The sequence below is a fragment of the Macrococcus equipercicus genome, from assembly GCF_024205945.1.
Taxonomy (GTDB): domain Bacteria; phylum Bacillota; class Bacilli; order Staphylococcales; family Staphylococcaceae; genus Macrococcus; species Macrococcus equipercicus.
The window spans coordinates 1,733,642-1,756,571 of the sequence record NZ_CP073809.1; the positions used below are offsets into that span (position 1 = coordinate 1,733,642).

The 22,930-nt window shown below is 46.1% G+C and carries 23 protein-coding genes; 8 read left to right on the forward strand and 15 right to left on the reverse strand.

From position 1 onward, the window contains the following. Nucleotides 1–30: 30 nt before the first annotated feature. Nucleotides 31–750 carry a type 1 glutamine amidotransferase gene (locus KFV11_RS09205; protein ID WP_149459573.1) on the reverse strand — a complete coding sequence of 240 codons (720 nt, stop codon included), beginning with the start codon at nt 748–750 and terminating at the stop codon, nt 31–33. Further along, nucleotides 750–2,060 carry a lipid II isoglutaminyl synthase subunit MurT gene (gene murT, locus KFV11_RS09210; RefSeq protein WP_149459574.1) on the reverse strand — a complete coding sequence of 437 codons (1,311 nt, stop codon included), beginning with the start codon at nt 2,058–2,060 and terminating at the stop codon, nt 750–752. The genes KFV11_RS09205 and murT overlap by 1 nt, the downstream gene beginning before the upstream one ends. 222 nt (nt 2,061–2,282) lie before the next feature. Between murT and KFV11_RS09215 the strand changes: the two genes are divergently transcribed. From KFV11_RS09215 to KFV11_RS09230, 4 genes are read left to right on the forward strand one after another with little or no spacing between them, the layout of a single operon-like run. Next, nucleotides 2,283–2,516, forward strand: coding sequence for a FeoA family protein (locus KFV11_RS09215; RefSeq protein WP_149459575.1), 234 nt, complete (start codon nt 2,283–2,285; stop codon nt 2,514–2,516). Then, the gene (feoB, locus tag KFV11_RS09220) at nt 2,509–4,500 is read left to right on the forward strand and encodes a ferrous iron transport protein B (protein ID WP_149459576.1); all 1,992 of its coding nucleotides are present in this window, start codon (nt 2,509–2,511) and stop codon (nt 4,498–4,500) included. Before KFV11_RS09215 ends, feoB begins: the two co-directional genes overlap by 8 nt. A gap of 11 nt (nt 4,501–4,511) precedes the next feature. Beyond that, the gene (locus KFV11_RS09225; protein ID WP_149459577.1) at nt 4,512–4,673 is read left to right on the forward strand and encodes a FeoB-associated Cys-rich membrane protein; all 162 of its coding nucleotides are present in this window, start codon (nt 4,512–4,514) and stop codon (nt 4,671–4,673) included. 53 nt (nt 4,674–4,726) lie between these two features. Continuing rightward, complete coding sequence (locus KFV11_RS09230) at nt 4,727–5,611, forward strand: exonuclease domain-containing protein (RefSeq protein ID WP_149459578.1); 885 nt, start codon at nt 4,727–4,729, stop codon at nt 5,609–5,611. On the opposite strand, the gene KFV11_RS09240 is transcribed toward KFV11_RS09230, so the two are convergent. From KFV11_RS09240 to KFV11_RS09255, 4 genes are read right to left on the reverse strand one after another with little or no spacing between them, the layout of a single operon-like run. Then, a complete protein-coding gene (locus KFV11_RS09240; protein WP_149459579.1) occupies nt 5,612–5,812 on the reverse strand; it encodes a hypothetical protein in 201 nt (66 codons plus the stop codon). A 17-nt stretch (nt 5,813–5,829) separates the two neighbouring features. Next, a complete protein-coding gene (gene dinB, locus KFV11_RS09245) occupies nt 5,830–6,897 on the reverse strand; it encodes a DNA polymerase IV (RefSeq protein WP_149459580.1) in 1,068 nt (355 codons plus the stop codon). 4 nt (nt 6,898–6,901) lie between these two features. Beyond that, on the reverse strand, nt 6,902–8,248 hold the full coding sequence (gene rlmD / locus KFV11_RS09250; RefSeq protein WP_254249780.1) for a 23S rRNA (uracil(1939)-C(5))-methyltransferase RlmD: 1,347 nt from the start codon (nt 8,246–8,248) through the stop codon (nt 6,902–6,904). Continuing rightward, nucleotides 8,248–10,047 (reverse strand): 5'-nucleotidase C-terminal domain-containing protein, encoded by a 1,800-nt coding sequence (locus KFV11_RS09255; protein ID WP_149459582.1) that lies wholly within the window; start codon nt 10,045–10,047, stop codon nt 8,248–8,250. Before KFV11_RS09255 ends, rlmD begins: the two co-directional genes overlap by 1 nt. A gap of 113 nt (nt 10,048–10,160) precedes the next feature. Here KFV11_RS09255 and KFV11_RS09260 point away from each other — a divergent pair, with 113 nt between their 5' ends. Beyond that, nucleotides 10,161–10,979: a glucose 1-dehydrogenase gene (locus KFV11_RS09260; RefSeq protein ID WP_149459583.1), complete on the forward strand. Its 819-nt coding sequence runs from the start codon at nt 10,161–10,163 to the stop codon at nt 10,977–10,979. 112 nt (nt 10,980–11,091) lie between these two features. Here the strand turns inward: KFV11_RS09260 and KFV11_RS09265 are convergent, their stop codons facing one another. The 4 genes from KFV11_RS09265 to KFV11_RS09280 form a co-directional block, all read right to left on the reverse strand. Next, a complete protein-coding gene (locus tag KFV11_RS09265; protein WP_149459584.1) occupies nt 11,092–12,072 on the reverse strand; it encodes a diacylglycerol kinase in 981 nt (326 codons plus the stop codon). Then, entirely contained in the window at nt 12,072–12,269 is a 198-nt protein-coding gene (locus KFV11_RS09270) for a hypothetical protein (RefSeq protein WP_149459585.1), read from the reverse strand. Before KFV11_RS09270 ends, KFV11_RS09265 begins: the two co-directional genes overlap by 1 nt. After that, entirely contained in the window at nt 12,266–13,693 is a 1,428-nt protein-coding gene (locus tag KFV11_RS09275; RefSeq protein WP_254249781.1) for a helicase HerA-like domain-containing protein, read from the reverse strand. Before KFV11_RS09275 ends, KFV11_RS09270 begins: the two co-directional genes overlap by 4 nt. A 93-nt stretch (nt 13,694–13,786) precedes the next feature. Continuing rightward, on the reverse strand, nt 13,787–14,311 hold the full coding sequence (locus tag KFV11_RS09280) for a GrpB family protein (protein ID WP_149459587.1): 525 nt from the start codon (nt 14,309–14,311) through the stop codon (nt 13,787–13,789). Nucleotides 14,312–14,573: 262 nt separating this feature from the next. Between KFV11_RS09280 and KFV11_RS09285 the strand changes: the two genes are divergently transcribed. Continuing rightward, nucleotides 14,574–15,329 carry a hypothetical protein gene (locus KFV11_RS09285; RefSeq protein ID WP_254249782.1) on the forward strand — a complete coding sequence of 252 codons (756 nt, stop codon included), beginning with the start codon at nt 14,574–14,576 and terminating at the stop codon, nt 15,327–15,329. A gap of 71 nt (nt 15,330–15,400) precedes the next feature. On the opposite strand, the gene KFV11_RS09290 is transcribed toward KFV11_RS09285, so the two are convergent. Next, on the reverse strand, nt 15,401–16,195 hold the full coding sequence (locus KFV11_RS09290; protein ID WP_149459589.1) for a tyrosine-protein phosphatase: 795 nt from the start codon (nt 16,193–16,195) through the stop codon (nt 15,401–15,403). A 212-nt stretch (nt 16,196–16,407) separates the two neighbouring features. On the opposite strand from KFV11_RS09290, the gene KFV11_RS09295 reads away from it, so the two are divergent. Continuing rightward, the gene (locus tag KFV11_RS09295; RefSeq protein ID WP_254249783.1) at nt 16,408–16,599 is read left to right on the forward strand and encodes a hypothetical protein; all 192 of its coding nucleotides are present in this window, start codon (nt 16,408–16,410) and stop codon (nt 16,597–16,599) included. A gap of 104 nt (nt 16,600–16,703) precedes the next feature. Here KFV11_RS09295 and gatB read toward each other — a convergent pair whose 3' ends face one another. Genes gatB through gatC form a run of 3 tightly spaced genes read right to left on the reverse strand, consistent with a single transcriptional unit; the run spans nt 16,704 to nt 19,887 of the window. After that, nucleotides 16,704–18,131, reverse strand: coding sequence for an Asp-tRNA(Asn)/Glu-tRNA(Gln) amidotransferase subunit GatB (gatB, locus tag KFV11_RS09300; RefSeq protein ID WP_149459590.1), 1,428 nt, complete (start codon nt 18,129–18,131; stop codon nt 16,704–16,706). A 12-nt stretch (nt 18,132–18,143) separates the two neighbouring features. After that, a complete protein-coding gene (gene gatA, locus KFV11_RS09305) occupies nt 18,144–19,589 on the reverse strand; it encodes an Asp-tRNA(Asn)/Glu-tRNA(Gln) amidotransferase subunit GatA (protein WP_254249784.1) in 1,446 nt (481 codons plus the stop codon). Nucleotide 19,590: 1 nt separating this feature from the next. Then, the gene (gatC, locus tag KFV11_RS09310; protein WP_149459592.1) at nt 19,591–19,887 is read right to left on the reverse strand and encodes an Asp-tRNA(Asn)/Glu-tRNA(Gln) amidotransferase subunit GatC; all 297 of its coding nucleotides are present in this window, start codon (nt 19,885–19,887) and stop codon (nt 19,591–19,593) included. A gap of 157 nt (nt 19,888–20,044) precedes the next feature. Between gatC and putP the strand changes: the two genes are divergently transcribed. Continuing rightward, nucleotides 20,045–21,580, forward strand: a complete 1,536-nt coding sequence (gene putP / locus KFV11_RS09315; protein WP_149459593.1) for a sodium/proline symporter PutP — start codon at nt 20,045–20,047, stop codon at nt 21,578–21,580. A 180-nt stretch (nt 21,581–21,760) separates the two neighbouring features. On the opposite strand, the gene KFV11_RS09320 is transcribed toward putP, so the two are convergent. Continuing rightward, nucleotides 21,761–22,927: a CamS family sex pheromone protein gene (locus KFV11_RS09320; RefSeq protein WP_254249785.1), complete on the reverse strand. Its 1,167-nt coding sequence runs from the start codon at nt 22,925–22,927 to the stop codon at nt 21,761–21,763. Between the last annotated feature and the right edge of the window lie 3 nt (nt 22,928–22,930).

Consider the following 22,930-nt stretch of genomic DNA (forward strand, 5'->3'; position numbering starts at 1 on the left):
TCCTGGTCAAGGCGTTCTTTTGTGTCCACCTTACTTCTCACTGAGCAGGCGGTTAATAATGACATTTTTTGCGTTCTCTTCTGTACTGTTGTCGCCGATTGATTCAAACGGGATGTTCTTACGGTCACACGCAGCTTGCAGCAGGTAGTCAGTGATCTCATGATTTTTCGGCAGAATCGGCCCGTGCAGATAAGTGCCGAGCAGATTTTTATAATGCAGTCCTTCTTTTTTGTCGGTATCGTTGTTGCCGTATCCTGCGATGACGTCTCCGAGCGTACCGTAAGGATGATACGTTCTGCCGCCGTGGTTCTCAAAGCCGACAATGCGGCCGAATGTCTCTGACTCTATGACGATGTTGCCTGTCAGCCGTTCTTTCTTCGATTCTGTATAGAAATCAAGAATATTCAGGCCCGGCAGCTCCTGACCATCAGGCGTCACATATTTCTCGCCTAAAAACTGATAGCCGCCGCAAATAGTAAGTGCCGGCACGCCGTCTTCAATAGCAGCCTTGAACTCATCTTTAATGCGGAATAGTTCCTGTGTTGCGATTGCCTGCTCGCGGTCACTGCCGCCGCCGATAAATAAAATATCCGCTTCACTGACAGCGAGTCCAGACGTCTCTTTGACATCAGTGACTGTGACGTCAATACCACGCCATTTCGCCCGTTTCTTAAGCGCGATGATATTTCCGATATCCCCATATAAATTGAGTTTGTCAGGCATAAAGTGATAAACATTGATTGAAGACATTAGTTGCCCTCCTTAAAGAAGTTTGTCAGTGTACGGTGCATCGGTTCGAGTGATGTATAGTTCGGTATACATACGGTATAGGCGTCATCCATAAGCGCCGCTTTTGTTGCAGCCGGAATATCCCTGATGACTTCGACCGGCACATTAATTTCAGCGTATTTCAGTCTTACTGCCAGTTCCTCCGCCCGGTTACCTGTACAGTAAATCCGGCTGATCGTCTGACGTTCCAGTTTTTCAAAGTCAGCGTCCCAGATCCAGGAAATGTCCCGTCCATCGGCTCCATTGTCGTTCAGACTGATTAAATAGCTCTTCTGTCCTTCAATTTTCTCTCCGACAGACAGACTGGCATTCAGTCCAGCGGGATTTTTAGCGAGATTGATGATCGCTTCTTTCCTTCCGTTCGTGAAGTACTGCATGCGGCCGTTGTCCGATGCATAGCTTTCGAATCCTTTTCTGATGGCTTCATCAGTTAAGCCCAGTTCTTTCAGGACGCTGTAGGCCGCAATAATATTGAAGACATTGAAGTCACCGGCAAGCTTCATGTTGAATGTCTCGCCGTTAATAACCGGCACTAAATACGGATTTTCAGCAAGTGCTTCGATTTCATATTTAGGCACAGCACGGTTAAAGCCGCAGTCACAAGTATAATGACCCAGCTGGTTATAATGAATGGCACTGTAATCGAGCAGTCTGCCGCAGTTCGGGCAGTACTTGCTTTCAATCATCGTGCTTTCCTCGAAATGATGGATGCCTGCTTTCATGCCGTAATAGACAACGTCGTCACTTGCTATTTTAAGACGTGACACAAATGGGTCGTCAGCATTCAGGAGGAGCTTGATGCCTTTACCTTTAATATGGTCCGCTATACCATCGACCAGTATATCGATCTCACCGAAACGGTCCATCTGGTCGCGGAAGAAGTTCGTGAACACCATCATAGTCGGTGTCATCTCGCTCAATACACGTGGAATTGACCCTTCATCGATTTCTATAATGGCGAGCTTTGTATTTCTTTTTGTCTGGACGATAAAACTTGATGTGATACCGGCTGCCATATTGGCACCTTCTGTATTATGAACAATCTGAATATGATTAGTTTTTAAAGTGTGACCGATTAAGTTCGATGTCGTCGTCTTACCGTTCGTCCCTGAAATAAAGACTACGGCATCGACTGATGATGCGAGTTTGCGTAAAATATGCGGATCAATTCTACGCGCCAGCTGACCCGGCAGATCCGTCCCGCGTTTACCGGCAGCGATGCTTGCGCGTCTTGCTGCTTTTGCGATTAATTTAGCTGAAAAAGTTCTCATAACAACCTCCTTGATTAACAATTCATTATACCATAGTTAAGCCATTGCTAAATATTATACCGAACCTATTAAATTGATTAACTTTGTATCACTGTTTTATTGCTGGCTGGCCGTTGTCACGAAGTTGTGATAAATTTTTGTGCTACTTTATTGATGAGATGTATAGACCGTGTTATTATGTAATTGAGAATGATAATCAATACAAATTAAGAAGGTGTCCGCATGCTTCATGCAGCAAATGCTCAGTTAGGTACGACTTATAAAATTAAATCAATGATACTTGATCATCATATGCTCCACCGATTGAATGCACTTGGTTTCTCAGAAGGCAGCCTGATCAAAGTCCGTCAGAAAAGCCTGTTCAAAGGGCCGTGTACGCTGGATATGAACGGTCAGCACATCTGTATCAGAAACTGTGATGCGTGCAAGATTATGCTGGAGCTCAATCATGACTAATTCATTCTGTATTTTAGGCAATCCGAACGTCGGTAAAACGTCACTGTTCAATGCACTGACCGGTTCTTATGAATATGTCGGTAACTGGAGCGGTGTAACCGTCGAGAAGAAAATTGGCCGGCTGAAGAAAAACTATGGCCAGCTCGTCGATCTGCCCGGTACATATGATCTGCTGCCGATTTCAAAGGACGAAACAGTCGTCACTAATTTTCTGCTGCATGAATCGTTCTCCGGAATGATCAATATAGTAGATGCCGCTCAGCTGCAGCGTAATCTGCTGCTGACGATCCAGCTGATGGAGTATGGCTCTCCTTTGTTGATCGGACTCAATATGGTCGATGTTGCCAGCAAGCGCGGTATTCGTATCGACACTCAAAAACTGATGCGCAAGCTGAAAACACCTATTATTCCGGTTGTCGCAAGAACGGGCAGAGGTTCTGATGAAGTACTCAAAGCACTCGGCGATGCTCAGCTGTCGACTGCCCGTCCGCTAAAAATCAATTATGACAAGCGCATTGAATCCGCAGTCAGTCAGTTAGTGACACTGTTCAGCAGCTTGTCCATCCACCAGAAGCACAAGCGATTTCTTGCGCTGCAGTACTTGCTTGAAAATCCGTCAGTGATCGACTATATCGGCCCTGCAATCGCTGCAGAAAGTGACAGCATCAAAGCAGCGCTGCAAAACTCACTGGACCGCTCAATCAAATATTATATTCAGCAGGCCCGGACTAATTTCATCAGTGAGCTGCTGACTGATGTAGTGACTTATCCTGAGAACCGGACCAGTTATTTATCTGAGACGATCGACAGAATCGTCACACATAAAATATTCGGTATCCCTATTTTCTTATTTTTAATGTGGCTTATCTTTCAGACGACTTTCACATGGATCGGTACACCTTTATCAGACAAGCTGGACGGCTTTTTCGGCGGACCGCTGACAGATTTCGCTCAGTCAGTGATGTCGTCACTCGGCATCGTCCCTTTTCTGCAGCATCTCGTCACAGACGGGATCATCGCAGGTGTCGGCGGCGTGCTCGTGTTCGTCCCGCAAATACTCGTCCTGTTCTTCTTCATCTCACTGCTTGAGGATTCCGGCTATATGGCAAGAATCGCAGTGATCATGGACCGGATTATGGAGATGTTCGGACTGAACGGTAAATCCTTCATCCCTATGATTATCGGCTTCGGCTGCAATGTGCCAGGCATTATGGCGGCACGCAGCATCGAGGAAGAGAAAGAACGGCTGACAACGATACTGATTGCACCGTTTATGTCCTGCTCCGCCCGGCTGCCTGTATATGCTTTGTTCGCAGGTGTATTCTTCAAGGAGAATCAGGCACTGATTGTACTGAGTCTGTACATCATCGGCATAGTCGTCGCACTGATTGTCAGCTTTATACTGTCACGGACGTTACTGAGCAAAGATACATCGATCTTTGTCATCGAACTCCCGCCGTATCGCCTTCCTTCTTTAAAGACATTATGGCGCAGCACTTGGGAAAAAGGAAAAGGATTCATCAAGAAAGCAGGGACTTTTATATTCGGTGGTTCCGTGCTCATCTGGCTGCTTAACTATGCAGGACCAGCAGGCTTCGGCGTCGATATCGATCACAGTTACTTAAGCATGATCGGCGGCCTGCTCGCTCCGCTGTTACTCCCTCTTGGCTTTGGGACATGGCAGGCAGGCGCGACGTTAATTCCCGGCTTCCTCGCAAAAGAAGTAGTCGTCAGTGCGATGGCCATCATCTATGCGGTGAAAGACAATGCATTGATCGGAGTCATTCATGAACAGTTCACACCGGTGTCAGCCTATGCCTTTATGCTGTTTATACTGCTCTATATTCCATGCTTGTCAACAGTAGCTGCAATTCGTAAAGAGACTTACTCATGGAAATGGACGGCACTTGCAGTCGCTTATCCGCTCGCTACCGCTTACAGTCTGACATTTATTGTCTACCAGCTCGGAAATATGTTGTTCTAGGAGGAAAAGACATGGCTTTACTATTTAATATACTGCTCTTTGCATTGATTTTTGGCTATGCCATCTATACTTTAGTGAAGTTCTTCAACAAATCAAAAGCCGGCAAGTGCAATACTTGCGATACAAATCCTGCCTGCTCATGTGAAGTACTGATTGACGACAAACGTATTTAAAGCGTTTGTCTTCTTTTTTTTGTAGAATAAGTAGTATGAAGGGGGCAACGACAATGACTGAATTTATCGCACTGGATTTTGAAACAGCGAACGGGCAGCCGGCGAGCATATGCAGCGTCGGCATGGTCAAAGTGCAGGACAATATGATGACTGAGACTTTCTATACACTAGTGAACCCCGAAACTTATTTTTCAAAAGGGAACATCGCGGTACATGGCATTAAACCTGAAGACGTGACAGATGCACCGTTGTTTCCGGAAGTCTATCAGCATATGCTTGACTTCATCGGCGAGCTGCCGGTCGTGGCTCACTTTGCACGCTTTGATATGAATGTGCTTTATGCATCCATCGAACGTTACAATCTTGATATGCCGACGCTGAAATATTTCTGCTCATGCAATATGGCGAGGAAGACTGTTAAAAATCACAGCTACAGTCTGAAGAATATGATGGCTTATTATAACCTTGACTTCCATGGTCATCACCATGCACTGAACGATGCTAAAGCGAGCGCTATGATCACAGTCAGATTATTGAAATCATATCCATCACTGGACGATTACTTGAAAAAGAACGGGTCCTATTTATCTTCCATGAAAAACAAAGCATCACAGCTTGACCGTTACAATAAGGAGCTCAAAAGCATTAAACCTTCGAGCAGTGACTTCGATATGACGCATCCTTTCCACGACAAAAAAGTGGCCATTACAGGAACGCTTCACATGAAACGCAAAGACATCGTCCAGTATATCGTTGACCACGGCGGCACGTTTGAACTTGATTTGGAGCAGCCGGTCGATATATTTATATTCGGCAGACAGCGCAGCAATCAACCATCAAAAAAGGAGACAATCATTAAAAATAAGATTGCCTCCGGTCAGGATATATTACTCCTCAGTGATGACAAACTGAAGCAGCTGATTACGTTTTATCAGTAGTTACTTCCTGTTTCTCATATTGTCCTTGATGCGTGTTCGGGATACAGGACGTTCCAGTTTCTGGTCAATCCAGAACAACAGCCCTGCTATTAACACAATAGCGAGAAGCTTCAGCGGCTCAAAGCCGTTGTCGATGGTGTTCTTTATGAACATCGCTATCAGCACGGCAGTGATTCCTATAATAGAAAACTTGAATTTCATACTCATCACTCGTTTCCTCAAATAAAATCATAAATTGTCATGTTCATGAACTGACGTTCTTCTAAATTCCCGACTGTAACACCGATTAAACGTATCGGCCGGTCGGGATGTTTTAATGCAGTATACAAATCATAACATACATTGTAAATATCTGTAGTATCGGACACTCGGTAAGGCAGCTTCAGCTGTCTGGATGTCGAGCGGAAGTCAGACTCTTTCATTTTCACAGTGACTACATCGCCTGTCAGACCGTAGCGGTTCAGCTTGTCACTCACCTGCTGTGAGAGCTGACGGATGATACCGAGTATTTCATCATCATCGTTTTTATCGACAGCGAACGTCGTCTCTTTGCCGATCGACTTTCTGATGCGCTCTGCTTTGACTGTCGAATGATCAATACCGCGTGCATAGTCATAGAGTCTCGGCCCCCGCTTACCGAACCGTTTGATGAGTTCACGTTCTGTCAGCTGATAAAGGTCAAGTCCGGTGTGAATGCCGTCCTGCTTCATCTTCTCCTCAGTCACACGGCCGACGCCCGGAAAAGCACCAATCGGCAGCTTCATCAATATGTCATGGACATTCCCGTGATGGATAATCGTCAGACCATCCGGCTTATTCATTCCAGATGACAGTTTAGCGAGAAACTTATTATAGGAGACGCCCGCTGAACATGTCAGACGGGTCGCTTCAAAAATATCGCGTTTAATGAACGCCGCAATACGTGATGCCGGCATATCCCGTCTCACGAGATGCGTGATATCCAGATACGCCTCATCAAAAGCGACCGGCTGCACATGCTCAGTGTAACTTCTGAATATCGCCATGATTTTCTCTGATTCATCGCGGTAAACATCAAACCGCGGCCTGACATAATAACCGTCCGGACAGAGCTGGTGGGCACGGCTCATCGGCATGGCTGAATGCACCCCGAACTTTCTCGCTTCATAGCTCGCCGTCGCGACTACACCTCTTGAGCTTGATTTACCGCCGACAATGACCGGCTTGCCCTGAAGCTTAGGATTATCACGCTGCTCTATCTGCGCATAGAAGGCATCCATATCGACATGGAGTATTCTTCTTTCCATAGCATCATCCCTTGAGCGTCATCCGACAGACCGCTTCGACATGCGTTGTCTGCGGGAACATATCAACAGGTGTCATTTCATCGATGATATAAAGTTCTGCCAGACTCTGAATATCCCGCATCAATGTCGCAGGATTACAGGAGACATAGACAATACGTTCTGGTTTCAGTGCTTTCAATGTATCGATGAAGAGTGGATCACAGCCCTTTCTCGGCGGGTCAATCATGACAACGTGAGGCTTCACGCCCTGCTGCTGCCACTTGATGATGATGTCCTCTGCCTTACCTGCCTCAAAATGCGTGTTCGATAAGCCGTTCAGTGCTGCATTCTTCTCTGCATCCTTGATGGCCTTCTCGACGATTTCCACGCCGTATACGCGTTCAGCATGCGCTGCCATAAATAAGCCGATGGTACCGACACCGCAGTATGAGTCAATGACATTCTGACGGCCGTTCAGTTCGGCATAGTCAAGCGCCTGCTGGTAGAGCTTCTCGGTCTGTTCATGGTTGACCTGATAGAAGCTCATATCTGATATCTCAAATTTGAGTTCAGCCAGCTGATCCTGTATCTCATCTTTCCCTCTGATTGTCTTTGACTTGCTGCCCATAATGACGTTCGTCCGCTCCGGATTGATATTCTGTTTGACACTGACGATAGCCGGGAATTTCGTCATCATATGCTCTGCGATGACATCAGCCTGTTCAAGACGACTGTTTTTCGTCACGAGGACAAGCATCGTCTCGTCGATTCGCGTACCGCTTCTGATGACAATGTGTCTCAAGTTGCCGCTATGACGCCGTTCGTCATAAATGCTGACGTTCAGTTCGTTCAGCAGCCGCCGCAGCTCATTCATGATATCATCGTGACTTTCCTTCTGGATGATGCATTCTTCAATCGGGACGATGTCATGTGAACGCGGTCTGTAGAAACCGGTCACTATCTCATCTTCCCGTTTCACAGGAAGCTGACTTTTATTGCGGTAACGCCATGGATTTTCCATGCCGATGATCGGGCGCACCGGGATATCAAGCTTCGTCATTTTGCGGATGAGATTTCTGACCTGCTCTTCTTTCATCTGCAGCTGGGCGTCATAAGATAAATGCTGAATGTTGCAGCCGCCGCACTGATAATAGTAAATACACGGCGGTGTCACTCTGTCCGGGCTTTCTTCGACAATGGAAACCAGCCTGCCGATTCCGAAGCCTTTGCTCATTTTTATGACTTTAACTGTCACTTTTTCACCTTTGACTGTGTTAGGTACAAATATAGGATAACCGTCGAACTTGATGACACCATTGCCTTCATGGGTGTAATCAATGACATGTCCTGTCAATATATCGTTTTTATTCATTATGTCCTCAATTCTTTCGTATCTATTTCAAATAAAGCATAGCCGTCTGCCAGCTGTGACTTCAGCGTGACGGGGTAATGGGCTGCCACTGTTTGTGCATGCCGGCTTGTCTTGATCAAGTAGCGGCCGTCCTCAAGCAGTTTAAACGGTATATGCGGCGTGAAGTCAACGCCCTGTGTTTTCACGTAATGGCTGACCGCATCCCGCACTTCAATGTCATCCAGCGGAACGACCGAGACCGCATCATCCTTCAGAAAAGGCGTGAAGTTTGCCCGGTAGTCATGGGTCAGCACTATATATATCTCTTCGTCATCAAGCGGCGCGCCTTGATAAGTGACGGCTGTCACTCTTTCTGAGTCGCTGATTTTTATGCCGGCATGATTATAGCGTGGCGGCTGTGCAAGGCTGATCGTGTAGTCCAGCTCATAGAACAGATCCATGTTGTAGCTCGGAAAACCAGGCGCTATCGACTGATTTTCCTTCAGTAAATATGGCGCGCCGTCCGTATTGAATGCAGAGGCACTCCACTCGAGCCATTCTTTGAGGAGACGACCCGGTACATTGAGCGCCGTCAGCTTGTTCGGAAAACGGTAGATGCTCATCACATCTTTCAATGTTATATCACCGGGCTTCACCATGACGTAGTCGTCGCCACCGTCTCTCCCTGCCTTCAATGGTGCTGATGTCGATATAATGTTCATACCGGCTGTACCAACGCGCGCGGAGAAGGCAGAGCGTGTGCTTTTAGCAATCAGTTCCACTGCTCTGCTCGGCGCGACTTGACTGAAGAAACTTTCTATCTCATGACTTGTGCAGCCGACTTTACTGTTGATGAACGCGAGCACGTCATGATGCGTGCGCTCATTGACTGCAGCGAGCTGCGGCTCAACAGGTTCACCTTTCAGTCCGATGACTTCGCTCTTCCCGTCCTTAATAGTAAAGCCGTTTTCACCGTAAGTGAGCGTCAGCTGGATCACGCCTAAATGCGTGCCGAAAGAAACCGGCTGAACGGCAAACGTCCCGTTAATCGTCCCTCTTTCAGCATCGACGTAGTCTACAGCACTGTAGTCACCACCAGGGAACTGCTGATGCGTATGACCGAAGATCATGGCGTCAATATCAGCAATCGTACTGATCAGATGGACTTGATTTTCAAGGCCCGGTATTTCTCCCTGCGACGGATCGAAACCTGAATGACATAGACATATGATGATATCACACTGGCCCTTAATTTGTCCTGCCCAGTGTCCAGCAGCCTCATACATATCATCCACTATCAACTGACCATCAAGGATGGCTTTATCCCATATCAAGATCTGCTCCGGTACAACGCCGATCACGCCGACTTTAACGGTCCTGCCGTCAGCAAATGTTCTGCTGATAATTGTATGCGTCTTGAAAATGTATTCTCCTGCGCTGTTTTTAACGTTGCAGTTCACGACCGGAAAATTTGCTTGTGCCATCGTGTCGAACAAGAAATCGAGCCCGTAGTTGAACTCATGGTTGCCTAACGTCCCCGCATCATAGCCGATTTCATTCATGATATTGATCACCGGATGTACGGCGGGTCTATTACCCACCGCATAATCCGCCACAAGATTGCCCTGCAGAACATCCCCGTTATCGACGACAATAGTCTGTATATCACGTCCGTCATTCTGTGCCTTCAATGCTTTAATTTTACTGCCTGCAAGTATGAACCCATTCGCTTCCTGCGGCTGGTCCATAAAGTAATCATACAAGCTGATATGAGCATGAACATCTGTCGTTCCTAAAATCATTAATTGATAGTCTGTCATCGGTCTCCACCTTTCTATTCTATTTTATTCCAACATGAATTCATTGTCACATAGATTACACGGGAGCGATATGGGTATATGGAAGCTAGACTGATTAAAAGGAGTGTAGTTATATGTATAATGACTTAAAAGATAAAGTAGCGCTCGTCACAGGCGGCTCTTCTGGTATCGGTAAAGCGATTGCTGAGCGTTTTGCCGCAGAAGGCATGAAAGTAGCAATCAACTATCATTCAGGTTCTGAAGCTGCGGAAGAAATGGTGAAGGCCATTAAAGAACAGGGCGGAGAAGCAATTGCCATCAAAGCTGACACAACAAAAGAAGAAGAATTTCTGGCGATGTTCAAAGAAACGATCGATACGTTCGGTGCCCTGCACGTCATGGTGAATAATGCCGGCATCCAAAAAGATATCGTCAGCCATGAGATGACGACGGAAGAATTCGATCAAGTCATGAACGTCAATCTCCGCGGTACATTTATCGGCTGCAGAGAAGCGATCAAGCAGTTCATGAAGCAGAAATATAAAGGGAACATCATCAATGTTTCAAGCGTCCACGAAATTATTCCATGGCCGCATTACGCCCAGTATTGTGCGAGTAAGGGCGGCGTCAAACTCCTCACTCAAAGTTTAGCGATGGAATACGCCCGCGTGCAGATCCGCGTGAACAATATTGCGCCGGGTTCTGTCGATACACCGATCAATGCGGCAAACTTCGATACTGAAGAAAAGAAAAAAGGCGCAGAGGACTTTGTGCCGATGGGTTATGTTGCTGAGCCGGCAGAGATGGCTAACATCGCTGCTTTCCTCGCAAGTAAGGAATCTAAGTACATCACCGGACAGACTATCGTTTCTGACGGCGGACTGTCGCTCTATCCATCACACCGTAACTGGGAATATGATGAACTGGCGGCAGAATTTACTGACGAAATATAACAGAGTCATAATAAACTAGTGGATTGCCAGCTGAACTTAAAAACAGCCTCCCATCTTTGCAGCTTAAGATGGGAGGCTGTTTTGTTAACGAACTGTTACGGCTATACGCCGATTACTGTCCGGTTAGACTACTGTCTCGGATTTCTTTCTGATACTGGCCGTCGATTTCATTTTTCTTCTGCACATTATTCTCCTTCTCCAGTCTTTCCAGCGGACTGAAGACATTGACGTGCCGCTCAAGGTTGATGAAGTGCGCCGGCAGTATGCCACCGAACTCACCGTCCACATTCAGCTGCACTTTCTCAAATGACGATACTTTCACATCTTTCGCCTTCACATAATGAACTTTCGGATGCTTTAAATGCTCTCCTCTCGTTGCAAGCGTAAATATATGGCCGAACTCCGCGATATTCACTTTCTCAAGGAACAGCACTGTAAAGTAGCCGTCGTTAATCGATGCTTCAGGCGCCAGCTTCTCGAAGCCGCCGACTGAATTAGTCAGTCCGATCAAGAACAGCATGACTTCTCCGGTAAATACTTCTCCGTCATATTCAATGCGTACATCTGACGCTTTAATCTCAGGCAGCATTTCAAGCCCTTTGACGTAATAGGCGAGCGGCCCGATCATCGTCTTCAGCTTGCTCGGTGCCTCGTATGAGATCTCTGTGATCTTACCGCCGCCTGCTATGTTGATGAAGTAGCGGTTATTCATCTTGCCGATATCGACCGGCACTGTCTCACCGTCAATAATGACGTCCACCGCTTCCATAATATCTTTCGGGATCACAAGCGCTCGTCCGAAGTCATTGACGGTTCCCATCGGTATAATGCCGATGTCAGGAATGTTGTCCTGTTCCGCCACACCGTTAATGACTTCGTTCAATGTCCCGTCTCCGCCCGCTGCGATAATCAGATCGAACTCCTCTTTTAACGCAGCTCTTGCCGCCACTGTTGCATCGCCGACTGCTGTCGTCGCATGAGCACTCGTCTCAAAGCCTGCCTGTTCCAGTTTAATCAGCACATCCGGCAGTGCTTTTTTAAACTGTTCCCGGCCAGATGTCGGATTATAGATGATTCTTGCTTTTTTTCTCATTATCTTTCTCCATCTTCTTTATTTTCTTTAATGAACTCCCGCTCTTTTACATACATTCTGAACAATGTGAAAGTAACTACTACAATCAGTATTTGCAGCAGCTTATGCATCCAGCCTTCAGTCAGCTGCATAAATAAAAGCGTGATCAGCACTAAATTGACAGCGATCAATGCGATATAAACCAAATTTTTGTTCATCGTCTGCGTCCACCGAAAATATTTCTGACAATTTCGCGGCCGATCTGCCTGCCGACACTCGTCAGCACAGATGCCGCTACGCGCTGCAGTTCAGATGGTTTTTCTTTTTGCGGTCTTGCTTTTTTCGCTGTGACTTTCGGCGCCTCCTGCTCATCTTCGAACTTCTGCTTGAGCAGTTCGTACGCACTTTCGCGGTCGAGTGTCTGATTATAGACGGCATGCAGTGGATTCGCCTTCAGCAGTGCGGCTGCAATATCGGGCTCAATCACTCCGATCTTACTTTCCGGCGGTCTTATGAATGCACGTTCGACGATCATCGGCTGACCTTCTTCATTCAGAAATGAGATCAGGGCCTCTCCTGTCTTCAGCTCACCGATAGCAGACGCCACATCAATGTCCGGATTCTGTCTGAACGTCTCAGCTGCGCTTTTGACCGCTTTCTGGTCGCGCGGCGTAAAGGCACGCAATGCATGCTGGACGCGGTTACCGAGCTGACCGAGCACCTCATCCGGCAGATCGACCGGATTTTGAGTGATGAAATAGACGCCTACTCCTTTTGAACGGATCAGACGCACCACCTGTTCTACTTGCGTGATAAATGCTTGATTGGCATCCTTGAACAATAAATGTGCCTCATCAAAGAAGAAGACAAGCTTCGGCTGATCCAGATCTCCTACTTCCGGCAGCACTTCGAATAACTCTGTCAGCAGCCAGAGCAGAAATGTCGTGTAAAGCAGCGGCTGCATATAGAGGTCGCCCGCCTGCAGAACATTGATGACGCCTTTACCATCGACCTTCGCCATGAAATCTTCCAGCTTCAAAGCCGGTTCCCCGAAGAACTGAGCGGCACCCTGACTTTCAAGCTCAAGCAGCTTACGCTGAACCGCACCGATTGACTGCTTCGAAATGTTGCCGTACTGACTTATATAATCATTGCTGTTGTCCGCCATATGCCGCAGCAGTGCCTGTAAATCTTTCAGATCAAGAAGCACCAGTCCTTTATCATCACTGATTTTAAAGGCCATATTAAGCAGCCCTGCCTGCGTGTCATTGAGCAGCAGCAGCCGTGACAATAACAGCGGCCCCATTTCAGTGATTGTCGCTCTGACAGGTGTGCCGTTTTTACCGAAGACATCCCACAATCTGACAGGAAAGTGCTGCGGCTGATAATCACTCAGCTGAAGAGTATCCAGCCGCTCCTGAATCTTATCAGTGACTGTCATCGTTTCAGCGAGACTTGCAAGGTCGCCTTTAACGTCAGCCAGGAATACCGGTACACCGGCCTTTGAGAATTGTTCAGCCATTACTTTCAAAGTAATGGTTTTGCCTGTCCCTGTTGCTCCGGCAATCAAACCGTGGCGATTGGCCATTTTAAGATTTAAAGCAATATCACTACTATTTTTCGCTATATTCAGCCCAGTCATTTATATCACTCTTTCACATTTTATTGTTATCATCATTGTACCTAATTTATTCAATTATGCAATTTTAGAAAAAAAAAGACCCGCATGCGGGTTTTAACGTTTCATTGATTGGTACCAGCTGATGGCATCCCGTTCTAGAGATGAGACATACTCATTCCTTGCAGTGTGATAGTCCGGCGAGTCATCGCTGTATTGAAAGGCAAGCTTCTCTTTTAAGGCATATGCCGTTCTAATATCAGCATGCACCCTTAAATAATCTCTTACTGCCAGCCTTCTGTCGACCACTTCATAATTAGTCTTTTCAACCATAATGATGACACGGGTCAGATTATCGATTTCTCTCGTAAATGATTTGCAGCGTTCGTCTGCGCAGATGGACAGCTCTGCCGCGCGATAGCCGGCAAGAGTCATCGCTTCTGAATACTGGTCAATTTTATCGATGTTTTTGACGACAGGCAGTATATCCATCGACTGATTGCCGGGCATATCCTGGACGGCAGTGCTGCCGACATGGTGGATCTCAACAATCTCATTTCGGAAAATCTCAATCAGCTGCTTAGCTTCAGCTATAAATATTTTATGATAATCTGTGACATTCCACGGGGTATAATCAATCATATAAATCCTCCACTTTTGGTATGTCTCTGCTTTTCCGCTATTCTATCACAATAAATGTAAATATTCTATTAAGATTGTGTATATTTTCAACAAAAATCCATTTACAGCGGTCTAGACAATAACTAATACCTCGTTATGAAAATGCTAAACATGCTGTCAAGGCGTTGTAAATTATTTGTTAAAGCCAATATAGTTGTATAAATTTTTTCCTGCGTTTGCTAAAATTGAATTATTGACCATCATGTCGGGAGGAAAGGCATCAATGAAAAACTTACTTTTCTGGCTCTATGTGGTGATTGCTCTTGCACTCATTGCATTCGGCTACATTTACTGGCAGCAAAAAGTAACTGATTCAGCTGCAGCAAACAACGTGAGCACTCAGTCAGTCAGCAAGAAAGCACCTAAAAAACAAGCAGCTGCTAAATCAGCCGGCAGCCTGTTCAAAGACGATGCCTTTCAACAGCTCTATAATAAGAAGACTAAAGACGGCGGGAAGATGACGATCACATTAGTAGCGACACCCTACCAGACATCTGAACATAACACAAGCGTCAAAGATGACCTGGAGAAAGCAGCCGACAAACAGCTCGCTATCAATGCTGTGGAAGTTTCAGGGGCGTCAACTGCCGCAAGCTTAGCAGCAGCCTATGAGAAAAAGCCCGACTTAATTCTACTCGATGCACTGACAATCAATGATTACTACGAAAATATTCCAGTGAACGCTCATCTGGCAGCTCTAGAAACAATGTATAATGATGCCGTCGAACAGCATGATATTCCTGTTGTGATCATCGGCACGAGACCGATTTATAATGATCCCGCATTTGCTGACTACCAGCAGGCAGAAGCTGATTATCTCAGCAATAAAGACAACAACTTCAACTATGTCAGTCAAGCTGGCGAGTGGCCGACTGATGACAGCATCACGGATGACTACAATACAGCAAGCGCGTTACTGACTAGTCGCGGTATTAAGCGCTGGTCGACTGCCATAACTGACCACTTATTCAACAAATAAACCAGATTCCAGGACATCCTGGAATCTGGTTTTTATAATCAAATCTATGCCTTTCAGCAAAAACTTCACCTTTAAAATAATCCTAGAAATTTTTTCTTTTTCTTCTGTCTCTCTAAATGGCCGGCCTGCACTTCAAGCGGGCTGACGTAGCGTATCTTTTCACCGTTCAGCACTTTCCGGGCGTTTTCCTTGTAATAGTTGACCTGGTCAATCCCGTACTGACCCTCTATATATTCATAGCACTCATCCATAAAGAAGTTCCGGCCTGTTACATTGTGGGCGTCACTTGCCACGAAATGAATCATCTTATGCTTCATCATCTGCTGAGCGACTGACTGGGAATAATCTCCGAGCCTTCCGACGACGACACCTGCCGTCACTTGGCACAGTGCTCCGAGCTCAATTAATGACGCAAGTTTATTCGGATTCTTCTGCAGTTCACTGTTACGCTCAGGATGTGCTATGACCGGCACATAGCCTTCCAGCGCCATGTTAGTGAACAGCTGCTCTGTATAAACCGGCACTTCCTGTGTCGGCAGTTCAATCAGGACGTAAGGTGCGTCTTTCATCAACGGCAGTGCTTTTCCGGTTTTCAGATCTGCAATGACGTCACCGTAAATTCTGATTTCCTGACTCGGATGGACAGTGACCGGTATTTGATGTGACCGTATCAAGTTATTGACCTGGTCAGTAAGTTCGATGATTTTCGGTCCGTAGTTTTCATAGACGCCAATTTTATGGTGCGGCGTCGCAATAATATCCGTGATGCCGTTCGCTGCAGCAGTCCGGGCCATCTCAAGAGCTTCTTCAGTATTTTTAGCCCCGTCATCAATGCCGAACAAAATATGGTTGTGTATATCTACCATTAGAATCCCTCTCTTCCTATCATGCTTTATTTTCAATATACACGGCGCAGCAGGAAATATAAAGCGAATAAGTTATCTGAATATTCCTGCACTTTGGGTTGCCATGTTTACTCTTATCATATACAATTACTGTTAACGATATGGACGCCAACAGCTACTTCAAAGGAGGACGACTTGTGACATATACCGACGTAATCTTTCGAGTGAGTCGAATGGAATGCTTATATAAACAATATATGGCTGAATCACGGGAAGAACTTTTCCATCATTTGAAGCATTATTATTATAGCCAGTGGGCTGACGACCGTGATTTCATATTTGCAGAAACTGATCTATCATATATTATCTTTCAGCCGCATCGACTCAACCGGCTCATTGAGCAGACTGAAGAAATTATGCTGTAAGACAACAAAACCTTCGATTTTCATGTAATGCTGACTTCTTCTAAGAAGCTGCATCGCTATAAGAATCGAAGGTTTTTATATAACGATCATTGATTAATTGACGATCAGCGCTTTTCAAGCTCCTGCTTAAGAAGCTGGTTGACGAGCTGCGGGTTCGCCTGACCTTTCGACAGTTTCATGATCTGACCGACCAGGAAGCCCATCGCTTTACCTTTACCGTTCTTAAAGTCTTCGATAGACTGCGGGTTCTGGTCAAGTGCATCATTCACCAGCGCTGTTAACTGTGCCGGGTCAGAAATCTGTACTAATCCCTGCTCTTCCATGATGACTTTCGGTGCTTTTCCAGATTCAACAGTTTCCTGGAAGACCTTCTTGGCAATCTTGCTTGAAATCGTGCCGTCAGCAAGCAGTTTGATCATCTCAGCAAGATTTTCCGGTGTCAATGCGGTCGCGCCTAGTTCTTTCTGCTGTTTGTTCAAGTACTCGTTCACGCCGCCCATCAGCCAGTTGGAAGTGAGCTTCGCATCAGCACCCAGTTTGATTGTCTCTTCAAAGAAGTCGGACATTTCTTTTGTCAGTGTCAAGACGTGGGCATCATATGCCGGCAGACCATAGTCGCTGACGTATTTTGCTTTACGTACATCCGGCAGTTCAGGAATAGAAGCACGTACACGTTCTTTCCATTCTTCGTCGATAACGAGCGGCACTAAGTCCGGTTCAGGGAAGTAACGGTAGTCATCAGACCCTTCTTTAACACGCATTAAAATCGTTTTACCGGTCGACTCGTCAAAGCGGCGTGTCTCCTGCAGAATTTCTCCGCCGGACAACAATACTTCTGCCTGCCGTTTCTCTTCGTGCTCAAGTCCACGTCTGACGTAGTTGAATGAGTTCAAGTTTTTGAGCTCCGCTTTCGTACCGAATGCTTCCTGCCCTCTAGGACGCAGCGAAATATTGGCATCACAGCGCAGTGAGCCTTCTTCCATCTTACAGTCAGAGACGCCTGTGTACTGGATAATCGCCTTTAATTTCTCAAGGTAAGCATACGCTTCTTCCGGCGTACGAATATCCGGCTCAGAGACAATCTCAACAAGCGGTGTACCCTGCCGGTTCAAGTCAACTAATGAATAACCATCTTTATGGGACAGTTTCCCAGCATCTTCTTCCATATGAAGACGTGTGATACCGATACGTTTTGTCTCGCCGTTCACTTCAATATCAATATAACCGTTCTCACCGATCGGCTCATCAAACTGTGAAATTTGATAAGCTTTCGGATTATCCGGATAGAAGTAATTTTTGCGGTCAAACTTTGTCTCTGTTCTGATATCCATATTGAGCGCCATCGCAGCACGCATCGCCCAGTCGACTGCCGTTTTATTCACGACCGGCAGGACGCCCGGATAGCCGAGGTCGATGACGCTGACGTTTGTGTTCGGTTCAGCACCAAAGTGTGCAGGAGAACTGGAGAACATCTTGGATTCAGTCTTTAATTCAACGTGGACTTCAAGTCCGATTACTGTTTCGAAATGCATATCATCGTCTCCTTATAACGTTTGATAACGGTCTGTTAAGTTAAATTTTTGTTCGTACTGATAAGCGACATTGTAGACTTTCTGTTCATCGAATGGTTTACCGATGATCTGCAGTCCGATTGGTCGACCGTTATGTTCGCCGCAAGGTACAGAGATCGATGGCAGGCCGGCTAAATTAATTGGAATCGTCAAAATATCATTGGCATACATAGTCAGCGGATCATTGATCTGCTCACCAATATTGAATGCTGGTGTCGGTGCTACTGGTCCGACGATGATATCGTAGTCAGCGAATACTTTCTCGAAGTCCTGCTTGATCAATGTTCTTACTTTCTGTGCTTTTTTGTAGTAAGCATCGTAATAGCCTGAACTTAACGCATAAGTCCCGAGCATGATACGGCGTTTGACTTCATCACCGAAACCTTCCTGACGCGTCTTCTTGTACAGTTCCTCTAAGTTCGTCGCACCTTCTGCCTGATAGCCGTAACGGATACCGTCAAAACGCGCTAAGTTAGCTGAAGCTTCTGAAGAGGCAAGAATATAGTAAGTTGCTACTCCGTATTTAGAGTTAGGCAGCGACACTTCTTCAACGACTGCACCGAGTGCGCTTAATTCTTTGATTGCTGCTTCTACGCTTGCTTTTACTTCTGCCTGGACACCTTCACCTAAATATTCTTTCGGTACAGCAACACGCAGGCCCGTCAAATCTTTCTCGAGATTTGATGTAAAGTCGACATTATCTACTGGTGCACTTGTTGAATCCATTTTGTCGACACCTGAAATGATTTCAAGTACAGTCGCATTGTCCTTAACATTGCGCGTGATCGGACCGATCTGATCAAGTGATGAAGCGAAAGCGACAAGGCCGTAACGTGAGACCCGGCCATAGGTCGGCTTCATGCCGACAACGCCGCAGTATGATGCCGGCTGGCGGATAGAGCCGCCTGTATCTGAACCAAGTGCGAACGGCACAAGGCTCGCTGCCACTGCTGCTGCACTGCCGCCTGATGAACCGCCCGGCACTGCTGTATGATCAAACGGATTGACCGTCTTCTTATAGAATGAGTTCTCTGAAGAACCGCCCATCGCGAATTCATCCATGTTCAGCTTCCCGACTAGTATCCCGTTTTCGTTATTTAATTTCTGCATAACAGTTGCATCGTATACCGGAGTAAAGCCAGTCAGCATTTTACTTGCGCAAGTGGTCTCAACATTTTTAGTGACAATGTTATCTTTGATACCCATCGGAATACCGAATAAGCGGCCGGATGGTGTTTCATTATCAAGCGCTGCAGCTTTTGCCATCGCCTGTTCTTTATCAAGTGCAAGGAACGACTGGATCTTCGCGTCATCCTGTTCAATATTTTTGAATGTGTCAGCGATAAGCTCTGACGGTTTCAGCGCTTTGTTCTGAATCATTTGAGACAATGATTCAATCGATTCATATCTTAACGACATTTTATTCTCCTCCTAAAATTGAAGGCACACGGAACTGGCCGTCTTCTTTGACCGGCGCATTCTTCAGTACTTCTTCTTGTGTCAAGCTGTGATGCGCCACATCATCACGCAGTACGTTCTGCAGATCCAGTACGTGGAATGTCGGCGCAACACCTTCTGTATCTACTTCTTCGAGCTGATTGGCGAAATTAAGAATCGCTTCCAGCTGGGTGCTGAATTTTTCCGCTTCCTGTTCATTAATAGCAAGACGTGCCAGATGGGCCACGTGTTTTACTTGATCATTTAATATGGTCGTCATGTTTATCCTCCTAAACGTATATAACATCTATAAATTCTATCAAATTTCTATATAAAAATCTAAAGAAACTAAAAAAGATATATGAAAACGCTTTAACGCGGTATATAATTAGTACATAAGTATTATAATTATTCATAAAATTAAAGGAGGAACATTTATGATACTCGCTTCTACTTTTCAAAATGTCAAGATTGAAGCCACTTGGATGACGTATGTCATGATTGCTGTCTATTTCTTAATCCTGCTCGGCATCGGCTACTATGCCTATAAACAGTCGACAAGCACGCTTGATGAGTACATGCTCGGCGGCAGAAGTCTCGGGCCGCTAGTCACAGCATTGTCTGCCGGGGCAGCTGACATGAGCGGGTGGATGCTCATGGGCCTACCGGGTTCTGTCTATACGACAGGACTATCTGCCACATGGATTGCGATCGGCTTGACGATCGGCGCATGGCTGAACTATATACTTGTCGCACCGAGGCTCAGAGTTTATACAGAGCTTGCTGACAACGCCATCACTATTCCCGACTTCTTCGAGAAACGTGTCAGCGACCATACACGGATGCTGAAAATCATTTCAGGCCTTGTCATCGTCGTCTTCTTCACTCTATATACACAGGCCGGTATGGTCTCAGGCGGTGTACTGTTCCAAAGTGCGTTCGGCCTTGACTATCACTGGGGTCTCATTCTAACAGCAGGCATCGTTATTCTTTATACGCTGTTCGGCGGTTATCTTGCGGTTTCGCTGACGGATTTCTTCCAGGGCGTCATCATGTTGATTGCACTTGTTATCGTCCCTATCGTCGCCCTGCTCAAATTAAATGGCCTTGATACATTTGATACTGTCGTTGACTTGAAACCGACGAACCTTGACTGGTTCAAAGGAACGACGACAATCGGCATTATCTCGCTGCTTGCCTGGGGACTGGGTTACTTCGGTCAGCCGCACATCATCGTCCGCTTTATGTCTATCAGATCGCACAGACTGCTGCCGGCAGCACGCCGCATCGGGATTTCATGGATGGCCGTGTCACTTATCGGCGCTTGTATGACCGGTCTGATCGGTATCGCATTCGTCCACGAATCCGGCCAGAAACTGGATAACCCAGAGACCATCTTCGTTGTAATGAGTCAGATTTTGTTCCATCCGTTGATCGCAGGATTTTTCCTCGCTGCTATTTTAGCGGCAATCATGAGCACTATTTCTTCACAGCTGCTTGTAACGAGCAGTTCGTTGACACAGGATTTCTATATGCTGTTCCGCAAGACAAACATTCAGGATAAATCCCGCGAGAAAGAGTTCGTGCTTGTCGGAAGGCTGTCAGTACTCCTCGTCGCGCTAATTGCCGGATTCATCGCATGGCATCCAAATGACACCATTTTGAACTTAGTCGGTAATGCATGGGCAGGATTCGGTGCCGCATTCGGACCACTTGTACTGCTGTCATTATTCTGGAAAGGCCTGACAAAAGAAGGCGCTATTTCCGGGATGATTCTCGGCTCGCTGACGGTCATCTTCTGGATCGTCATGAAATCCGCACCTCACCATGCGACAATATTTGATCTTTATGAAATCATCCCGGGCTTCGTCATCAGCTTATTATCCACTATTTTAGTGAGTATGCTGACAATCAAACCGGAACAGCGTGTGCTTGATGAATTCGATGAAATGAAGCGGATCGTCAGAAGCTGATTCAAGATAACCACAGCGATAATAAAAGCACGTTCCATAAAGGAGCGTGCTTTTTTCTGTTACTGACCGAGTAAATCCACTGTAACAGTTTCTCTTCATCAAAAAAGAAGAGAAGCTCAACATGAGAAAGATCAATTTATAGTTATAAAACAAGATCAGCTTCAGGAAGCTGATCTTGTTCTACTGCTGATATACATGAATTTTAGGTTCTTTATCATCTTTCTTCTTTGTAATCAGTGCCAGCGGTTTATCACTGTCGACAATTGAGATTTCCAGATTGTCAACACCACTAAAATACTTCGTGGATAAGTCACTGATATACTGCGTCACGCCGACTACTTCAGCTTTGCCATAGTAATCAAGCGGGACATTGATTGTCACTTCTTTTATTTTATCATTAACGAAGTGACCGGTGCCGATGGCCTGTGTGAAGTTCGGGAAGAAGCTCTGCAGAGAGTCGTTGAACTGCTTGAAATCATTGTTCAATTTCTTGTTCAGTTCTTCTGCATCACTTGACGGCAGCAGTGCATATTTTTCATTGACGTCTTTCCACTTCTCTAGAGATTGACTGCCTTTATCGCTGACAGCATACGCTACAAAGTTTCCAGGAACGATACTTTCTTCTGAACTCTGCATAAAAATCGCAAATGTAATCGGAATATTTTTCAATTCAGACTTCGCGCGTAGTCGTGACAGAATTTCCTCCGCCATTTCCTTCCCTTTCTTTTCACTGAGCTTTGTATCGAGCGTTTGACTGTATATCTCACCGTACTGCTCTTTCTGGTAATAATAGACGCTGTTCATCGCAAGACCAATTGTCATGCCGGAGATCTTCTCGTTCTTCGCGTCCTTCTTCGTATAATAATCCTGTTCTAGCAGGTGAGATAAGTAGGCCGGCGAATTCTCGGCGATTTTCTCAGGGTCCGTCTCACCGTGATGAGATGGATTCAGACCGAAGTTAGCATAGGCATTGCGTTCTATGCGCGTATCTTCATCCATCGCATCTATTTCTTCTTTCGTAAACTGCGGCTCAAGATAACTTTCAACGGCATTTTTCGTCAGCAGCTGCCCGTCGCGGAACAAGTAATCGTCCGGCGAGAACACACGTCTGCTGATGCTGAACAGACCTGATTCAAAGGCATCACCATTATAGGCATTCGCCATGTTTGCACTTGTCAAACCACGCGCCTGGCTTTCTTTGAACGGCAGCAGTGTCCGGTAGTAATCTCCTGAAATCCGGGCATCTGTCGCAATCTGCTTCTCATCCTTCTGTTGCGCCGTATCATTAGTTGAGCCACAGGCTGCCAGCAGCAATGCTGAGAGCATGACAATTGATACTTTCTTCATAAT